General features: G+C 37.2%; 16 protein-coding genes. 2 read left to right on the top strand and 14 right to left on the bottom strand.

The genetic code is table 11. The annotated features are described in order from the left end of the window. Positions 1-3: 3 nt before the first annotated feature. The 6 genes from AC1Q59_RS00715 to AC1Q59_RS00690 form a co-directional block, all read right to left on the bottom strand. Positions 4-1,884, bottom strand: coding sequence for a TRAP transporter permease (locus tag AC1Q59_RS00715; RefSeq protein ID WP_492363847.1), 1,881 nt, complete (start codon positions 1,882-1,884; stop codon positions 4-6). A gap of 33 nt (positions 1,885-1,917) precedes the next feature. Beyond that, positions 1,918-2,925, bottom strand: a complete 1,008-nt coding sequence (locus AC1Q59_RS00710) for a TAXI family TRAP transporter solute-binding subunit (RefSeq protein ID WP_492363846.1) — start codon at positions 2,923-2,925, stop codon at positions 1,918-1,920. 224 nt (positions 2,926-3,149) lie between these two features. Beyond that, entirely contained in the window at positions 3,150-3,902 is a 753-nt protein-coding gene (locus tag AC1Q59_RS00705; protein WP_492363845.1) for a sulfite exporter TauE/SafE family protein, read from the bottom strand. A gap of 11 nt (positions 3,903-3,913) precedes the next feature. Beyond that, positions 3,914-4,645: an IclR family transcriptional regulator gene (locus tag AC1Q59_RS00700; protein WP_492363844.1), complete on the bottom strand. Its 732-nt coding sequence runs from the start codon at positions 4,643-4,645 to the stop codon at positions 3,914-3,916. A 37-nt stretch (positions 4,646-4,682) separates the two neighbouring features. Continuing rightward, entirely contained in the window at positions 4,683-5,036 is a 354-nt protein-coding gene (locus tag AC1Q59_RS00695; RefSeq protein WP_492363843.1) for a Rieske (2Fe-2S) protein, read from the bottom strand. 27 nt (positions 5,037-5,063) lie between these two features. Further along, positions 5,064-6,161 carry an amidohydrolase family protein gene (locus AC1Q59_RS00690; protein ID WP_492363842.1) on the bottom strand — a complete coding sequence of 366 codons (1,098 nt, stop codon included), beginning with the start codon at positions 6,159-6,161 and terminating at the stop codon, positions 5,064-5,066. A 284-nt stretch (positions 6,162-6,445) separates the two neighbouring features. Between AC1Q59_RS00690 and AC1Q59_RS00685 the strand changes: the two genes are divergently transcribed. Beyond that, positions 6,446-7,693 carry an ATP-binding protein gene (locus AC1Q59_RS00685; RefSeq protein ID WP_492363841.1) on the top strand — a complete coding sequence of 416 codons (1,248 nt, stop codon included), beginning with the start codon at positions 6,446-6,448 and terminating at the stop codon, positions 7,691-7,693. A gap of 213 nt (positions 7,694-7,906) precedes the next feature. Here AC1Q59_RS00685 and menC read toward each other — a convergent pair whose 3' ends face one another. The 6 genes from menC to AC1Q59_RS00655 form a co-directional block, all read right to left on the bottom strand. After that, the gene (gene menC, locus AC1Q59_RS00680) at positions 7,907-9,013 is read right to left on the bottom strand and encodes an o-succinylbenzoate synthase (RefSeq protein ID WP_492363840.1); all 1,107 of its coding nucleotides are present in this window, start codon (positions 9,011-9,013) and stop codon (positions 7,907-7,909) included. A gap of 220 nt (positions 9,014-9,233) precedes the next feature. Beyond that, entirely contained in the window at positions 9,234-10,307 is a 1,074-nt protein-coding gene (locus tag AC1Q59_RS00675; protein WP_492363839.1) for an ABC transporter substrate-binding protein, read from the bottom strand. Next, positions 10,304-11,107: an ABC transporter permease gene (locus AC1Q59_RS00670; RefSeq protein ID WP_492363838.1), complete on the bottom strand. Its 804-nt coding sequence runs from the start codon at positions 11,105-11,107 to the stop codon at positions 10,304-10,306. Before AC1Q59_RS00670 ends, AC1Q59_RS00675 begins: the two co-directional genes overlap by 4 nt. Further along, the gene (locus AC1Q59_RS00665) at positions 11,104-11,907 is read right to left on the bottom strand and encodes an ABC transporter permease (RefSeq protein ID WP_492363837.1); all 804 of its coding nucleotides are present in this window, start codon (positions 11,905-11,907) and stop codon (positions 11,104-11,106) included. The genes AC1Q59_RS00670 and AC1Q59_RS00665 overlap by 4 nt, the downstream gene beginning before the upstream one ends. Beyond that, a complete protein-coding gene (locus tag AC1Q59_RS00660) occupies positions 11,897-13,003 on the bottom strand; it encodes an ABC transporter ATP-binding protein (protein ID WP_492363836.1) in 1,107 nt (368 codons plus the stop codon). Before AC1Q59_RS00660 ends, AC1Q59_RS00665 begins: the two co-directional genes overlap by 11 nt. Before the next feature lie 182 nt (positions 13,004-13,185). Further along, positions 13,186-14,304 carry a metallophosphoesterase gene (locus tag AC1Q59_RS00655; protein WP_492363835.1) on the bottom strand — a complete coding sequence of 373 codons (1,119 nt, stop codon included), beginning with the start codon at positions 14,302-14,304 and terminating at the stop codon, positions 13,186-13,188. Positions 14,305-14,524: 220 nt separating this feature from the next. On the opposite strand from AC1Q59_RS00655, the gene AC1Q59_RS00650 reads away from it, so the two are divergent. Beyond that, positions 14,525-15,529: an AI-2E family transporter gene (locus AC1Q59_RS00650; RefSeq protein ID WP_492363834.1), complete on the top strand. Its 1,005-nt coding sequence runs from the start codon at positions 14,525-14,527 to the stop codon at positions 15,527-15,529. A 31-nt stretch (positions 15,530-15,560) separates the two neighbouring features. Here the strand turns inward: AC1Q59_RS00650 and htpG are convergent, their stop codons facing one another. Both htpG and AC1Q59_RS00640 read right to left on the bottom strand, forming a co-directional pair. Further along, entirely contained in the window at positions 15,561-17,438 is a 1,878-nt protein-coding gene (gene htpG, locus AC1Q59_RS00645) for a molecular chaperone HtpG (protein ID WP_492363833.1), read from the bottom strand. Between the two features lie 109 nt (positions 17,439-17,547). Further along, positions 17,548-18,885: a hypothetical protein gene (locus AC1Q59_RS00640; RefSeq protein ID WP_492363832.1), complete on the bottom strand. Its 1,338-nt coding sequence runs from the start codon at positions 18,883-18,885 to the stop codon at positions 17,548-17,550. Between the last annotated feature and the right edge of the window lie 12 nt (positions 18,886-18,897).

Raw genomic sequence — 18,897 nt, 5'->3', positions numbered from 1 at the left:
TTTTTATAAGTTAATATTTGCTGTTGCTGTAGCCTTTTTTCCTTTTGTTACATTCCAGAACAAAATAATAATACCCAAGGTAATCCCACAAATAGATGTTATTAATTCTGGATTGATTAGCATAATTGAGGCAGCAATAAGCAATATTTTCTCTGTTAATCCGATATTCGTAGAAAAATAACCTTGTAAAGCAATTGAAAGGAAGGCAATCCCAATTAAAGAAGTAAAGACAATATAAAATATCTCTACCGTTGAACCTTCCAATAGCAATTCTTCATTAAAAATAAACATAAACGGGATGATAAACCCTGAAACAGCCAATCTTGTTGCGGTCCACCCTGTCTTAGTTGCATTTGAACCCGCTAAACCCGCAGCAGCGTATGCTGCTAAAGCAACTGGAGGTGTTACATTCGAAATATTCCCAAAGTAGAAAATAAACAAATGAGCAGCTATTGGGTTAAAGCCCGCATCGATTAATGTTGGGGCAATTAAAATGGCTAAAACAAGATAGGCTCCTACGGTTGGCATTCCCATTCCAAGAATAATACTTGTCATAGCCGTTAGGATTAGTAAAATGACCATAGATCCGCCGGAAAGATTAATAAGAATATGAGACATTTTTAAGCCTAAACCTGTAAGGGAAAAGACACCGACAATAATACCAGCACAGGCACAGGCTAAAGCAACTTGTAATACTCCTAAAGATCCATTTCGCAATGATTCAAAAAATCCATTTAAACCCAGACGGGTCCCTTTTCGGAGCATGCTAAAAATAAGAATAACACCTAGGGTAATTAATGCAGCTCGTGCAGGAGAATAGTGTAAGAAAACTAACAAATAGACTAAAACGAACAATGGTACGAGCATATGACCAGAATCAAGCAATACTTGTTTCGTTGAAGGTAAAGTTGATTTATCTATTTTCTGTAAACCAAGTTTTTTTGCCTCATAATGAACCATGATAAATAAAGCGAGGTAATATAGGATGGCTGGAATTAAGGCGGCAAGAACAATTTCACTGTAAGGGATTCCTAGCATTTCTGCCATAATGAACGCAGCTGCTCCCATGATAGGCGGCATTATTTGTCCTCCAGTTGATGAAACTGCCTCAACCGCACCTGCAAAATGTGCCTTATAGCCTGTTTTCTTCATTAGGGGTATAGTTAGTGCTCCAGTACCTACCACGTTTGCAACAGCACTTCCTGATATACTCCCGAATAGCGAACTCGCTACTACAGCTACCTTAGCAGGTCCTCCCCTCAACCAGCCAAACATGGCATTGGCTAACTGAATTACCAGATTTCCTCCCCCGGCTCTTTCATAGAAAGAGGAAAATATTAGAAAAAAGATAACTAGTGTGGCAGATGCCTTTAATGGTGATCCATATATTCCATCCTCAGTCAAGTAAATATGACCAATAATCCTGCTAATATCATACCCTCCATGCTGGAACATTCCAGGAAAATATCTTCCAAATAGCGCATATAGGATGAAAACAAGCGCAATAATTGGCAATGACCACCCGATAATTTTTTTTGTTGCATATAGGACAGAGAAGATTGTAATGGCGCCCATTGTCAGGTCTAGAGTATTCAAATCCCCTGCTCTCCAAGCAATGGCCTCAAAGTTTAAAATAAGATAAATGGCACTTAATGTTGTACTTATCATGACAAGAATATCAAAAACTTTTACAGCCTTAATGACCGGTTTGCTAAGCAGGAAAATTATTGCACTTGCAAACATAAGGTGTACAGCTTGCTGTATAACGCTTGCTTCAGGGCTAAATCCAAAGTATAAACTTACTAAAGAAAATACTATGGCAATAATATAAATTATTTTTTGCATGACCGTACTCTCTTTAAAACTAGGAAGGTTTTGTTCCACTGTCTCAACTCCTTTGCCACAGATTTTTAAATATTACTCCTTAATTTCAATTCCTTCTTCTTCATAGAATTTTTTTGCTCCAGGGTGAATTGGCATTAAAATCGTCCCTGCCTCAATAGATTGTTTCATCATATCTATTGAGAATTCTTCAGCTAAATTATGTCCTTTCACCCAATCCTCTTTATTATCTTTCAATAATGTTTTTAGCAGGTTATAAATGACATCATCTGGAGTATCTTTGTCCGTTAAAACTACCGTACCCACCCCGATTCCAGGAACATCTTCTTCTTGCCCTTTATAGGTGTCTTTAGGCAAAATTCCTTTAAACCAATAAGGGTTATCCTCAATAACCTTGCTGATTTCCTCATCACTTAATGGGACAAAACGAACATCAGTAATTGTTGTTAACTCTGTTGCAGCAGGGAACGGTATTCCTGATAATGCCATAACCCCATCAATAGATCCTTCTTGCAGTGCCGCTGATGCCTCTGCGTGGGCAAGATTTTTAATTTCTTTAGGAGTGACATTTAGGGACTTTAACAGAGCTTCACCTGTTATAGCGGTTCCGCTTCCCGGTGCACCAATCGAAATAATCTTATCTTTTAAATCGTTAAAGGAATGGATATCTGAATCTGCCCGAACCATAATGTACTCATACATGTTATTTCCAGCCATGATAGCCCTTAAGTTCGGATTTGCTTCATCAAATTCTCGTCCTCCTTCATAGGCATAATAGGCAACATCTGGAGTTGCAGCCCCTAATTGAGCGGTTTTGTTTTTTAGAAGTTTCATATTTTCAACACTTCCGCCTGTTGCTTGTACGTCTAAATTTACAATTTCTGAATTTTGATTTAACACAGTACCCGCTGCAGCCATAATACCGTACCATGCTCCCCCGGTTCCGCCAGTACCAATTGATAAAAACGACTTTTCAGCACTATTACTACCAGATTCACTTCCAGTTTTATCGCTGCTGCATCCTATTAGAACTATACTAAGAAGCATTAAAACAGCAATGAATATTGATATTTTTGATTTCATGCATTTCCCTCCAATTTTAAATTTGGGCGAATAAGCTGGCACTAGTCCTAATATTTACCAGTTTTCCAATGTGAATACAGTGTTTTCTACAATTAAATCACTGAATTTACTGAATATCAATACTATTCAGTAAACTCTGTATACATATTTTCTATATTGATATTGATTACTTTGATTATTTATTGATCTACTTATAGTGAGATATAGAAATGCAAGTCTGGTGTTTATACAAAAAACATATTTTTAATTCCTGTAACAAATAGCATAAGGCCGCTAAAAAGCAAGACACCTCTAATTAGCCACTTAAAATATTTTAATGATATAAATCTGCAAAGATAGACCCCTAAACCTACACCAATCAGACTAAATAGCCCAATTAAAAGGAGTGATAAAATACTTATGCTAATTAAATTTGCACTTCCATAGAGAACACCTTTACAAATATCGTTTACCGCCATTAGTACTATTAAAGTCGCAACAAAAGTCTCTTTCGATAATTTCATTCTTAAAAGCAGCATACTAAATATAACTCCGCCCGAATGGATCATTGAGCTCATAATCCCTCCGATAAATCCGAAGGCTGAGGCCAATGTCTTAAAATATTTAACGTTATTCGATTCTTCTTGCTTTCGCTCTTTATAGAACTCATTCAATACAAATAGTATTGCGATGGTCCCTACTAGAACTCTGAGAATTTCAGGTGTGGAATAAATTAAAATTGCAACCCCGAGTAGAGTCCCAGCAATACTAAGCGGCCCCATAATTTTCAATGACCTAACATCCCATTTTTTCCAATAGGGGACCAATGAAAACAGTGTAGTTGCCAGCATTGCTGGATACAGTGAAACAACCGTTTGATCAGGAGGCAAAAATATTGCAAGAATAGAGACAGGTACAATTCCGCTGCCTATCCCTATACTACCTTTTATTATTCCTGTAAGCAGGGATCCAAATAAAAGAAAAATTAGCTCAAACAATAAATACCTCCTTAATAAAGAGACTTTGATATTTGTTTCACTGTTCGGGTAACTTCCTGAATAATAAAATTTACCTTGTCTTGAGTAGTCCGCGACTCAATGGCATAAACGCTAATGGCTCCAACAAATTCATTAAGATGGTTAAAAATTGGAGCAGCAATTCCGATTCCGCCCGGTTCAATTTCACCGTAGCTAATGGAATAGTTTTGTTTTCTTACATCTTCAATTTTATGAACATATTCCATTTGATTAATCTCATCTGGCAGGTTCTCCATTAGCTCAGTTAATGCTTTTTGTGGAAGAAAAGCTGAGATTACCTTACTTGCTGCTCCTTGATAAAGCGGATAAGGTTTACCGATTAAAGGAGACCAGCGGAGCTCTAGATTACTTTCTACTTTTGCAACTACCAATCTGTAATTTAAAACACGGATGTGTAAAGCAACAGTTTCTTTTGTCAGGTCTCTTAATTCTTCCATATAGGGAAGGGATGCAGAAATTAAGTTGCTTTTTTGCGGGATTTTATTGATAAGCTGTAGAATCCCTAAAGTCATCCTGTATTTTTGTGTTAATTCATCAAATTCAACTAATCCTTCTTTTTGCAATGTCAATAGTAATCTATGACTTGTACTTTTATTCATTTCAAGTAATCTGCTAATTTCTCTTACGCCTAACCCTTCGTGGTTTTCACTTAATAATCGTAATGCATTGATTGTTGATTCAACTAATTTAATATAATCTGCCATGAATACACCCCAATAAATTCAAAAGAAAACATTATTTTTATACTTCAATAATAACATTTTCATCCTCAATATAAACGGGGTAAGTTTTCATCTTCTTATCATTCTTATCATGTACAGCGCAGCCAGTATTTGCTTCAAATTCGAATCCATGCCATGGGCACCTTATTATTTCGTTTTCTCTTCCGTATTTATATTCTCCGGCTATGCTGCAAACAACTGTCCCGTTAAAACTCCCTTTGTCTAGTGGTGCTCCTTGGTGAGGACATTTGTTTCTCACTGCATAAATCTCACCTTCACTTTTGCAGACAACCAAAATAGATTTATTATTTAAGACAACTACCTTTTTTTCACCTGGTTTTAATTCATCTCTATTAAATAACCTATGTTTCATATAATCACCTCTTTTATTTTTTTGATATTATTTAAAGCCGTAAAGCTCTTTGGCATTGTCATATAGTATTTTCCTTTTTAGCTCTTTAGAAAATGTTGTTGGTAACGATGTATTTGGATCATCAAAATCCCAATGTGGATAGTCCGTTGCAAATAATAGGAACTTATCGTTTCCAATCATTTCAACCATTTGAAGCATCTCTTTAGGATCCGGCTGTTCAATTGGCTGAGTTGCAGCGTGGAAATGTTCGCGAATCACCTGGCTTGGCATTCTCTTGAGCCATGGCACCTCTCTTCTTAAGGATTTATAGTTGTGATCCAATCTCCACATTAGTGCCGGAATCCATACAAATCCTCCTTCTAATAAGATACATTTCAAATTAGGGAACTTTTCAAAAACTCCGTTGCAAACAAGGCTAACCACCTGAGACATAAATGCCTGTGGCAGTAAAGAGTGCCATTCAATGAAATATCTAGGGTATCCATTATCAAGTGCTGTTGTGGTGCGAGTGCTTTGGTGCATGGCTATATGCAAACCATTCCGTTGAGCAGCTTCAAAAATAGGGTGAAAACGCGGGTCACCGTAGGCAAAATCTCCAATTGGCAATAATACCTGAACCATTTGAGGATGCTGGCCTACACGGTCAATTTCATAAGCAGCTTTTTCAGGCTCATGACAATTAATATGGACGGATCCTTTAAATCTTGAATCCTTTTCTAGCCATTCCTTAATTTGATAATCATTATAGGCAGATGCTAAGGCTGTTCCAAATTCAAATTGAGCACGCATAGTGGATGGATAAAATAATCCTGTTAAAATGGCATGTTCAACATTATATTCATCTAATAATTGCTGCTTCATTAATACATAGTCAGAACCGGCTGGCCTCCCATCCCCTGGTTTTGCATCAACTCGCTCTACACCTCCATCCAAATGCTGGACATACGGAAGTTGTCTTAATCCCCCCCACAAAGTATCTGTCACCCACCGCTTCCAAGGCTGATCCAAGTATTTCGCAATATGCTTCAGATTTGGCAGCATTTCATGTACGTCAACATCAATGATTGGTTGCCTTACATTTGCCTTTTCATTTTTTGAATTTTGAACTTGAGTGTTGGTTGTCATATTATCCCTCCAATTTTTAAACTTTAGGTACGCTGTCCCTAAAACGAATATAACACCACTAAAAATTACTGTCAATAAATTTTGAAAATTATAAATATATAAAATAGCAATAAAAAAAACCTGCCTTTATGAGGCAGAGTCTTTATTTTTTTTTTTGCACTTTTTAAAAATGTAAGGTCTGATCCATAATCCAGTATTAAAAATAATTTTTTTAGAATCAGCAAGGATTTTACTCATCCTGTGTTTAATTAAATTAGGAAGAAAGTCTCGAAGGATGATGATAATTGAAGGATTTTGTCGCGGAACTGCTTTTTCACTTTTTTATCATGATGATTATTCCACTTGCCAATAATCTCTTGTATCGGCAGTCAAGGGAAGGTATGAGAAATATCGTCTTTTTGCTGATCATTATAGGTTCCCTGCTTCTTTCCATGTTATATCCTGTGCGGATCGCAGATGGATTGGAATTTGATCTTAAGTTTATTCCCGCATTTATTGCCTTTTTTTATCTAAATCCAATCGCTGGGATATTGTCGATTGCGGTTCTGCTGGGAGTCAATGCAATAATTGATATTCATTCGCTATTTCCTATGATTATCAATTATTCGATTGCGATTGGGTTGTTTTTCTTAATAAACAAACCTTTTCAGAAGAGTGGTTTGCTGTTTAAACTTTGTGTTGGCGGAGCTTTTTATTTCATGATTTTAGGGACAAGGATGATAGCTTTAGTTCAATCAGGACAATTTAATGATATTGAGTCCCTCCTATGGTTCTCACTTGTATCAATGGCCAGTCTTTCCATGACGATTTATTTAATTGAAATGAATAATATGCACTATATTATGGCAGAAAGGTTAAAAAATGCAGATAAGCTAAATGCCATTAGCCAGCTGGCTGCATCGATTGCACATGAAATCCGCAACCCGATGACAACCATCAGGGGATTTCTCCAGTTAATAAAAAATGAAAAGAATCTAACTGCCAGTCAAGGGACCTTCATTTCCCTGTCTTTAGAAGAACTGGATCGTACCCATCATATTATTACAGACTTTCTTTCGCTAGCACGGCCTTCAACACAATCAACTGAATTAATTTCATTAACAGAAATAACCTATGCGATAGTTGACTTTATGAGGCCATATGCTGTTTTTTCTAAAGTTTACTTATCTGCAGATATCCAAGAAGAGTTATTTATTTCCGGAAATGTGAATGAATTTAAGCAGCTGATGATCAATCTCATTAAAAATGGGATTGAGGCCATGCCTGATGGAGGTAATATCGAAATAAAAGGCTACAAGAAAAATTCTATGGCTGTTATTGAAGTAAATGATCACGGTATTGGAATTCCCCCCCAGCAAATAAAACAGCTTGGCCAGCCCTATTATTCGACAAAATCAAAAGGGACAGGGCTTGGGCTAATGATCTGTTTTGATATTATCAAACGCATGAAAGGCGACTATGAAATAAACAGTATTGCGCAGCAGGGAACATCCTTTAAAATCAGTTTTCCACGAATAAACAACAATGATTAGCGGAAAAATACATATTTTCGACAATTTCATTATTTTAGGGCAATTTATGATAAATTTAGACGGCACCATGAAGAAAATGTCTGAATTTGCGCTTTCCCAAGAAATATTGATAGAATATTTCGTCATTAATTTTCACAATCTTTGCTTTTTCATCCTCATTCCCCAGCATCTATCTGATAGCAAAAGGAGAAGGGTCAAAACCTTCTCCTTTTGCTATCTCAGTGTTTTTTCTAAAATCGTGAATTGGTTAATCGTCTGAAGGTCTGGTTCATACCCAATTCCAGGACGGTCTGGAACCACGATAGAGCCATTACGGACAATGACCTCTGGTTTAATAATATCCTTGTTCCAGTATCGGGAGGAACCGGAAGTATCTCCAGGCAAAATAAAATTAGGCAGTGATGATAACGCGATATTGTGGGCTCGTCCAACTCCACCCTCAAGCATCCCGCCGCACCATAGCGGAATTTGATGTTTTTCACAAAGATCATGGATCCTTTTTACCTCTGTAATGCCGCCGACACGTCCAACCTTCATATTGATGATTTTACAGCTGCCTAATTCAATGGCCATTTTAACGTCACCATAAGAGTGAATACTTTCATCAAGGCAAATAGGCGTGCTGATTTCCCGCTGGAGCTTGGCATGTTCAATAATATCATCTGCTGCCAAAGGCTGCTCAATCATCATAAGATCAAATTCATCCAGCTCTTTCAAACGGTCAATATCCTTTAGTGAGTAGGCTGAGTTGGCATCTGCCATAAGCGGGACATGAGGAAAATGTTTGCGAATGTGGCGGATGATTTCAATATCCTGTCCAGGTTTTATTTTTATTTTTATACGTTTGTATCCTTCATTTAAATGCTGTTCAATAACTTGCAGGAGTTCATCTGCCGTTTTCTGGATTCCAATGCTTACGCCTACATCAATTTTTGTTTTCGTTCCGCCAATTGCTTGGGAAAGCGGTATTCCTTTTTCCTTGGAAAAAAGGTCCCAAACTGCCCCTTCAATCCCCGCCTTTGCCATGTGATTTCTTTTAAAGGGCTTCAAGATTTCTGATACTTCATCGGGATGATTGATATCTTTGTTAATTATTGCAGGAATCAAAAAGTCTTCAAGCATATGCATGCTTGTTTTCACTGTTTCTTCTGTATACCAGGGGACAGAGAAAGCATCACCTTCTCCCCATCCGGAAAGTCCGTCTTCACTTTTCGCCTCCAGTAAGAGAAACTCCTTTTCCTTCATGGAGCCATAGCTTGTGGTAAAATTAAATTTCATTTTCATTTTAAGCAGGCGAATGGTCACATCTTTTATTCGCATGAATAAATCCTCCCTTCACTCAAATTGAAAAATATCATAATATTTCGTGGAATACAATGGAAAGCCCAAAAGCGGATTGTATCCTTTTTTCATGTTCATCATATACTATTATCACGGCCGTCCACCTCTTCTCAATCGCTTCGTTGCGGGACTAACCAGACCGGAATGTGGGCGGTCCCTGGCATGATAGATAAAAAATAGACTGGAAATATTACCCAGTCTATTTTTTATGCATTTTAAATTCTAAGTAAAGATCGTTATAAAAGCTGAGCATTTTCTTTCCAAGGTTTTCATAAACCTCCAGCTTTGCTGTCATTTCTTCATTAGGATAAAAACGTGTGTCATTAATGACCTCTGCATCCATGTACTGAAGTGCACCCTTATTTGGTGTTGAATAGCCAACATAATCAGTGTTTTGTGCAGCGACTTCAGGATCAAGCATGAAATTGATAAACTGATGCGCGGCTTCGATATTTTTCGAAGTTTTTGGAATGACCATATTGTCGAACCAAAGATTTGAACCTTCTTTAGGAACAACATATTCGACATCCTCATTTTCCCACATGATTTCCTGAGCTGTCCCTGACCAGACAAGTCCAATGGCAGCTTCATTATTTTCTAAAAGCATGCGATTTTCATCACCGACAATGGCTTTTATGTTTGGTGTCAGCTTATCAAGTTTTTCTTTAGCTTCATGAAGATGGTCTTTGTTCGTGTCGTTTAAAGAATAGCCAAGGCTATTTAATGCCATGCCCATTACTTCACGTGCACCATCAACTAATAGAATGTCATTTTTATAGGCGGGATCCCATAAGTCATTCCAGCTGGTAAACTCAATATCGCCGAGCATTTTCTTATTGTAAAGAATGCCCACGGTTCCCCAAAAATATGGAATCGAATATTGATTTCCTGGATCAAATGGCAAATCCATAAAACGCGGATCAATATATTTTAAGTTAGGCAGTTTCTCATGATCAATTGGATTTAGCAGGTCCTCTTCCCTCATCTTATCTATTGCATATTCTGAAGGGACGGCAATATCGTATGAGGTTCCTCCCTGCTCGATTTTTGTCAGCATGGCTTCATTAGAGTCAAAGGTTTCATATATAACCTTAATGCCTGTCTCCTCTTCAAACTGGTCGATTAGTTCCTCATCGATATAATCACCCCAGTTGAAGATTGTCAGCGTGTTTCCTCCCGATAATCCCTGTGTCGCGTTGAGTTTATGAACAATAAACATTAACCCAAATGAGATAATTAACACAATGATTAATGCACGTACTAACTGCTTCATGATCTTACCCCCATTTTGGACGGCCGGCTATTCCGCTTTATAATAAAATAATAGCCAACAACCAATAGCATGGTGAACAGGAACAATAAGGCAGAAAGCGCATTAATATTTAAAGAAACACCGCGACGGGCTAATGAATAAATTTCAACTGACAGCGTGCTGAATCCATTTCCTGTAACGAAAAACGTAACGGCAAAGTCATCCAGGGAATAAGTTAATGCCATAAAAAATCCTGCAAATATCCCTGGTGTAATATAAGGCAAAATAACTTTGGTTAATACATCCCAGCGGCTGGCACCTAGGTCAAGCGCTGCATAGATCATTGTCGTGCTCATTTCCTCTAGCTTTGGCAGAACCATAATGACCACAATTGGCACACTGAAAGCTATATGAGCAAGCAGCACAGAAACAAAGCCAAGCTTAATGCCAATCATCGTGAATAGAATTAGAAATGATGCACCGATAATGACATCAGGGCTGACAATTAGAACGTTATTTAGGGAGAGAAGTGTATTTTGGACTCTCCTTTTTCTTGAATAATAAATAGCAAGTGCTCCGGCGATGCCCAAAATTGTTGAAATGGCCGCCGATAGCAGAGCAACAATAATTGTATTAAGCACGATAATTAATAGTCTTGTATCACCAAATAGTTCCTTATACCACTCTAAGGTAAAACCCTCAAAATGATACATCGTTCCGCCGCTGTTAAACGAATAAAAAATTAAATAAAAAATCGGCGCATATAAAACAGCAAAAATAATAAACAAATAAATGGAAGATAGCTTTGATTTTTTCATCATAACATCCCCCTTTTTCTTCTGCCTGTAAGGACCATAATCAAGACCATCGCAATAATTAAAAAGACAGCAATGGTTGACCCCATTCCCCAATCCTGTGTGACAAGGAAATGCTGTTCAATGGCCGTCCCAAGTGTGATTACACGATTTCCTGCAATCAATCTTGTCAGCATGAACAATGATAGAGCTGGAATAAAGACAACCTGGCAGCCTGATTTTACACCATCAATTGTTAATGGGAAAATTACTCGTCTAAAGGTTGTCCACCAGGATGCTCCAAGATCTTTTGAAGCATCAACCAGCGATGGATTTAGCTCATCGAGAGCATTGAAAATTGGCAATATCATAAATGGCAGAAAAATATAAACGGAAACAAAGATAAAACTAAAATCCGTAAATAGGATCTGCTTGCTGCCAACTCCCATAACTTCAAGAAAGCTGTTTGCTGCCCCATACGTGCCAAAGATCCCGATAAAAGCGTAGGCTTTCAGCAATAAGTTAATCCACGATGGAAGAATGATTAATAAAAGCCAAAGCTGCTTATATTTTGTCTTTGTCAGCAAATAGGCTGTTGGATAAGCAATAACTAATGCATAAAAGGTAATTAAAAAGGCATACCAAAATGAACTGAGCGTCATTTTTAAATAAACGGGTGTAAAGAATTTTTTATAATTCTCAAAAGAAAAATGGCCTTCAATATCAAAAAAAGAATAGTAGACTACGAGCAAAATTGGTGTTACGACAAATAAGGCAATCCATATCATATATGGAATCAAGTAAAGGTTGCGTGATTTAGCTCTCATGACTGCCCTCTACATAAGCTTCTAGACGCTTATCAAATTCTTCTTCCGTCTCTCCGTGTCTCATCACATGGATCGCTTCTGGGTCAAAATAAAGGCCAATCTCTTCCCCAACTTTTGCTTTTTTCGTAGAATGAACAAGCCATTCATTTCCATCTTGGTCATAGCAGCTGATTTCATAGTGTACACCGCGGAAAAGCTGTGTATCAACTTTAACTTTCAGCTTGCCGTGATCGGGCTTTGTGATTTCTAAATCCTCCGGACGAATAACAATTTCAACCTCTTCCTTAGGATGAAATCCGCCATCAACACATTCAAAGGTCTTACCGGTAAACTGGACAAGAAAATCCTTCAACATTACTCCAGGCACGATATTAGATTCACCGATGAAATCGGCGACAAACCGGTTAATGGGTTCATCATAAATATCTGTTGGTGTCCCGCTTTGTTCGATTTTTCCATTATTCAGGACGAAAATTTCATCAGACATTGCCAAGGCTTCCTCCTGGTCATGTGTAACAAAGATGAATGTAATTCCCAGCCTTTGCTGGAGCTCGCGTAGTTCGTACTGCATTTCAGTGCGAAGCTTTAAGTCGAGCGCAGATAATGGTTCATCAAGAAGAATAACCTCTGGTTCGTTGACAATGGCTCTTGCAATCGCAACGCGCTGACGCTGACCGCCAGACATTTCTTTAATTTCACGATTTTCATAGCCTTCCAGATTGACAAAACGCAGGGCTTCTTTGACTTTACGGTTGATTTCGGTGTTTTTCATTTTTTTTATCCGCAAACCAAAAGCAACATTTTCAAAAACGTTTAGATGCGGAAATAGGGCATAATCCTGAAATACCGTATTTACCTGCCTTTTATTGGCCGGAATATCATTGACCACCTTATCGTCTATATAAATCGTTCCTTCAGTAGGCTCTATAAATCCAGCAATCAGGCGTAATATGGTTGTTTTTCCGCAGCCTGAAGGGCCAAGAAGGGTATAAAATTTCCCCCGCTCAATTTCGAAGCTTACATTATTCAGGACGGGAGGATCATCATCATATTGTTTTGTCACCCGGTCAAAACGAATAATTGTACTGTTTGTCATAATATCTCCTTCTACTATTAAAAATTGAAGCTGTTTTCGTCGAAATATATCGAATACGATTAAACATACAAACGTAATCATATCACATTCCAATGTATTGAGGGATATCATTTTTTTAATTTTTACCCTATAATATCCCAGAAAAATATCCTGTACATTTATTTGTACAGGATGTAACTGAATTATTTTTTCTTCATATATTTTAATGTCGCTTGATGATCAGATCTCATGACCTGTTCAATAATTGGATCACTTTCGACAATCGGTATTCTTTTGTTATGAACCGTTCGAATTAATGGTTTAACAGCGGCTTGGCTCTGGCTTACCGTCCATTTTCCATTTTTCTTTTCCAGGATCAAATCAATCATTCCTAGATGGTTCCCCCAATAGCCTGCCTGGACAGCCGGTATTCCATATATTTGTCCTGCGGTTTGATCAATTCCTTCTATAACTTTTGCTCCTTGTGAAGGAAATAATGAATGACTATGCCCATAGAGAATAGCGTCAATTCCTTCAACCCTGCTAAGGTCAAGAACTGAGTTCCCCTGTTTTTCCTCCAGCCCCTCATCTGCCTCTAAACCGGCATGGACAAGTGCAACAATTATGTCCGCCCCTTTTTCCTTCATGATTGGTATAAAATGCTCAGCTGATTTTTTGATGTTTTCAATTTTTAAGTTCCCTTTAAAATATTTTTTATCCCATGCTGCAGTAATCGGAGTAATAAAACCGATCACCCCTACCTTCAGGTTATGCATTTGCCCTGATGAATCAGTAAAGGTCCTTTTTAAAATAGTAAACGGCTTGAAATAATTTAGTTCATCTGCTGCAAACGGCTTATCAATGTAGATATTGGCATTAACATAGGGGAAGTTAGCACCTTTCAAGCTTTTATTTAAAAAATCCAGTCCATAATTAAACTCATGATTACCCACGGTAGCTGCATCGTAATTTAGCGTATTCATGGCTTTATATACGGGATGAATGTCATCAGTAAATTCGAATTTTCCCTTTAGAGTATATTCATCCAATGCATTTCCAACCAGCAGATCTCCGGAGTCAAACAAAAGTGAATTTGCCGCGTCTTTTCGTGCTTCTTTAATCAGTGAAGCGGTTCTGGCCAGTCCATAGTCAATGACTTTTTTCTTTTTTTCATAATCATAGCCAAGCATATTTGCATGTAAGTCAGTTGTCTGTAAAATACGAAGATGAATATTAGGTTCAATGTCATCTTCTGCACTCATTTGTTTGATAGAAACGAGCATGATAGATGCGATCAAGAACAAGATGGCAAATTTTTTCATTCTATCACCCCAATTACAAATTGTTCCTTTATTTTCTGTAGGAAAGAAAATAATAAACATATTTTGGGGCTGTTTTATGTTTCATTTGCAAAAGTTTTGTAAATCCCTTATTTTTTGATGGAAATCATTATGATTAAATATAAAAATATTATAAAATATAATTAGATGATTAAGATTCGGTTTGTCTGATAATTGGGGGTACTGGAGGAATATTAATTTAATGGATACAGTCCGTTCATTTCTAACTAACCATGCGGTTAAAAGAGTTACAATTTTTGCGATTTTAATTTTTATTTTATACATGCTTAGAAGCATGATAAATGTTATATTGCTGACATTTATTTTTTCATTTTTGCTGGATAGGCTTGTGAATCTTGTTTCAAACAAAATTAGGCTGCACCGGAATTTGATTGTGCTAATCGTCTACGTCATCATTATTAGTCTGCTGTCGATCGGAATTATTAAATATTTGCCAATTATCATTGTTGAAATATCGCAGCTGGTTAATCAGCTTCAGCTATTCTTAACTGAACAGCACGATCATGTCATTATTAATTATTTGCTCAGCATGATTGAAACCAATCAAATTTCTAATTACTTAGAACAAGGATTTTCCTTTTTGCTTAGATATTTTAGCGGAATGAGTAATATCGTCATTCAAATTATGATGTCACTTATCTTAAGCTTATTTTTCCTTTTGGAGAAACCAAAGCTTATTGAATTTACGGCAAAGTTTAAGCAAAGTAAAATCGCTGTCTTTACGAATGAAATAGAATTTTTTGCGAGGAAATTTGCTTTAACGTTTGGAAAAGTCATAGAAGCACAGTTTATTATTGCTTTAGTTAACACAGCATTAACAACCTTGGCATTATGGATTATGGATTTCCCGCAGCTGTTGGGTCTATCGATCCTAATCTTTTTCCTTGGATTAATCCCAGTAGCAGGCGCCATTATTTCACTGATACCGCTTTGTGCCATTGCTTATACCATCGGTGGAGTTATGACAGTTGTTTATATTTTAATCGTAGTTGCCATTATCCATTCAATTGAAGCCTATATCTTAAATCCCAAGCTTATGTCATCAAAAACTGATTTGCCTGTTTTCTACACATTTATTGTATTAATTTTTTCAGAGCACTTCTTTGGTGTTTGGGGACTTATTGTTGGTATTCCGGTGTTTGTATTTATGCTGGATGTATTAGATGTAAAGAATATGAAACAATAAAAAGACAGGGAGCCGCGCGCTCCCTGTCTTTTTATACCATTACCCTGCAAATATCATTGGTGAATTCCACTGGATCATTGATTGGCAGTCCTTCAATCAGCAGAGCCTGGTTGTAAAGCAGATTTGTATATAAGCTTAGTTTTTCTTTGTCCTTTTCAAAGGCCCCTTTTAAGGATTGGAAAACCTCATGACTTGTATTAATCTCTAAAACCTTGTCCGCTTTAATATTCTGATTATCCGGCATTGTGTTGAGAACCTTTTCCATCTCAATGGTAATTTCGCCATCCGATGATAGGCACACAGGGTGGCTCTTCAGACGTTTTGATGCCCTTACCTCTTTCACCTTATCAGAGAGAATATTTTTCATATAGTCAAATAACTCTTTATGCTCGCTCGCCTCTGTTTCATCCTTTTTATTCTCATCTGCTTCAAATCCCAGGTCACCGCTTGAAACTGATTTAAATTCTTTTTCTTTATAGGACATGAGCATTCTGATAGCAAATTCATCAATGTCCTCGGTAAAGTAAAGGATTTCATAGCCTTTGTCTGCCACCAGTTCTGTTTGCGGCAGTTTTTCAATCCGCTCAATAGAATCACCAGTAGCATAATAAATGTACTTTTGCTCCTCAGGCATTCTTGAGATATATTCGTCTAAGGTAACTAATTTCTTTTCTTTGGACGAATAAAACATTAACAGATCCTGCAATAGCTCTTTGTTGGCGCCAAAGTCGCTGTAAACACCAAACTTAAGCTGGCGGCCAAAAGATCTATAGAATTCTTCGTATTTTTCTCTTTCATTTTTTAACAAGCTTTGCAGTTCAGCTTTTACTTTTTTGCTGATGTTTTTAGCAATAAGCTTAAGCTGGCGGTCCTGCTGAAGGATTTCCCTTGAGATATTCAGCGATAAATCTTCAGAATCTACCATTCCTTTGACAAAGCTGAAGTGATCTGGGAGCAGGTCTGCACATTTGTTCATGATTAATACACCGTTTGAATATAACTCCAGTCCCTTTTCAAATTCCTTTGAGTAATAATCGAATGGAATCTTTTCTGGAATATAGAGAATGGCATTGTAGCGAATCGTTCCATCAACACTAATGTGAATGTGCTTTAATGGCTTATCAAATCCATAGTGTTTTTCTTGATAAAACTGCTCATAATCTTGATCTGTTAGTTCATTTTTGTTCTTTCGCCAGATTGGAACCATGCTGTTGATGGTTTTCTCTTCGATTACTTCTTCAAATTCATTATCGCTGCCCTCTTTAGGCTTGCTTGTTTTCATATCCATTTTAATTGGGTAGCGAATAAAATCTGAGTACTTTTTGATGATGGCTTTAACCCCGTAAGGATCAAGAAACTCATCATAATTCTCGTCTTCGGTGTTTTCTTTTATTTTTAGGATAATTTCTGTACCGGTTATATCTTTTTGCGCCTGTTCAATTGTGTATCCTTCAGCACCTTCAGATTCCCATTTATACGCTTCATCACTTCCTAAAGCCTTGCTAAGCACAGTGACTGCGTCAGCAGCCATAAAAGCTGCATAAAATCCTACACCAAATTGGCCGATAATTTCGTGACCATCTTTTGCTGCATTTTCTTTTTTAAAGGCTAAAGAGCCGCTCTTGGCGATGGTTCCAAGGTTGTTTTCCAGCTCCTCCTTTGTCATGCCAATGCCAGTATCAATAATGGTTAGTGTCCGATTTTCTTTATTAGGAATAACCTTGATAAAATAACTTTCCTTATCAAAACTAATGTTTTCATCTGTTAAAGCTTTGTAGTAGAGTTTGTCAATAGCGTCACTTGCATTGGATATCAACTCTCTTAAAAAAACCTCTTTTTGAGAGTAAATGGAGTTGATCATCATTTCTAATAGTCTTTTAGATTCTGCCTGGAATTGTTTCTTTTCCATATCATATCTCTCCTTACTCATTGTTTCACACTTTAGCACTCACATCAGTAGTGTGCTATCACTATTTTTAAATACCATATTTGGTATTTTCTTGTCAATCAGGCTGTTTCTATTCCAGGTTATTGGTTTGTGTAATTTTGATTTCCTTTAAACCGTTAAGAAGAACCCGATATTCATGGGCTGAAATATCCTTTTTCATCCCGTAGTAGGCACTTTCATAATCCTGATTTAGGTTTCTTAATAAAGGTACTAACTCTCCAGTTCCATTGTTCTCACGTATAAAACTAATCATTCGTTCGATATATTCCCTGGATGTTTCAGCTTTTTCCCGTTTAAGCTTGTTTTTGCTTCCCCATTTTTGCACCTGATAAAAATACCAAAAGATAGGTTCCTTATAAAAACGTGCAGAGCGCATCCGCCATTTTTTTCTAAGGCTTTGATAAAAAAATAGAAGGCGCTTATAAAGATTTGCCCAAAAAGATTCTTTTTCAATAATGACATGCTGAATCGCAAGGGATGATCGCTTCTTATTTCCTTTCATAAATTTTGAAAGAATCCAAAGGATTAACAGAAGCCCAATGACGGTCAGAATACCTGCTATCCACATGTAAGGAATATCCCAGATAATTTCCTGCTGCATATTTTCCTGTATGGTCATTTGAGTATTTGGCGGTTCGGGCAGTTCGCCTTCTGCATCAGGTTTAGGAAATAACCCGATGAACCACATTAATAGCAGGTATAGCTTTGCTCCAATCCACTTCAGCCCGCCCCAGCCAGAAAGAATAATTTCTGATAGATAACCACGAATGGATGGCAGCATCATTAAAAAACATAATAAGACAATACTGGCAATTCCAGCAGTTATTGCACCTGTAAACCAGCCTGAATGGCCAACTTTGCGAATATCAACTTCCTCTTGGCTATTTTGTTCATGATGCTTTAGTGTAAGAATCATTCCTAAAAGGCTCAACACAATAGCGCTTATAAAGATAAAGTGATGACTAGTGTCATGGATGATGTCATTAAAAGTAAAAAACAGGGAAAAAACTACATAGAGAAGAATATTGAATTCAAAATGGCTGATCATTTGCAGCCTTGTTGAGCCCTTAATAACAAACAGTGCGCTGCGTATGTAAATAAATGCCAGAGCTGAAGTGACAGCCAGGCCAAAAATCCAATGTCCTTCTGGGACCGTTTGTATCCAATTAATGACTGCAACCAGCCCAAAGATGATGACATTGACAAGATACATGAAGATGGATTGTCTTCCTAACATGAATACGTGAACCAAAAAACCTAGAATTCCGGCGGCAATCCACCAATGAATACGAAAAAAAGCGATTTCATTCCATTCAATACTGGTAAATAAAACGATAGAATAATAGATCCATATGGACTCACTGAATAATAAAATGATGGATTGATTGATGTTTTTTATATGTCCCATGTTTTACCCCTC

The sequence above is a fragment of the Cytobacillus sp. MT66 genome (assembly GCF_058792595.1).
This window is presented reverse-complemented; position numbering and strand designations above follow the sequence as displayed.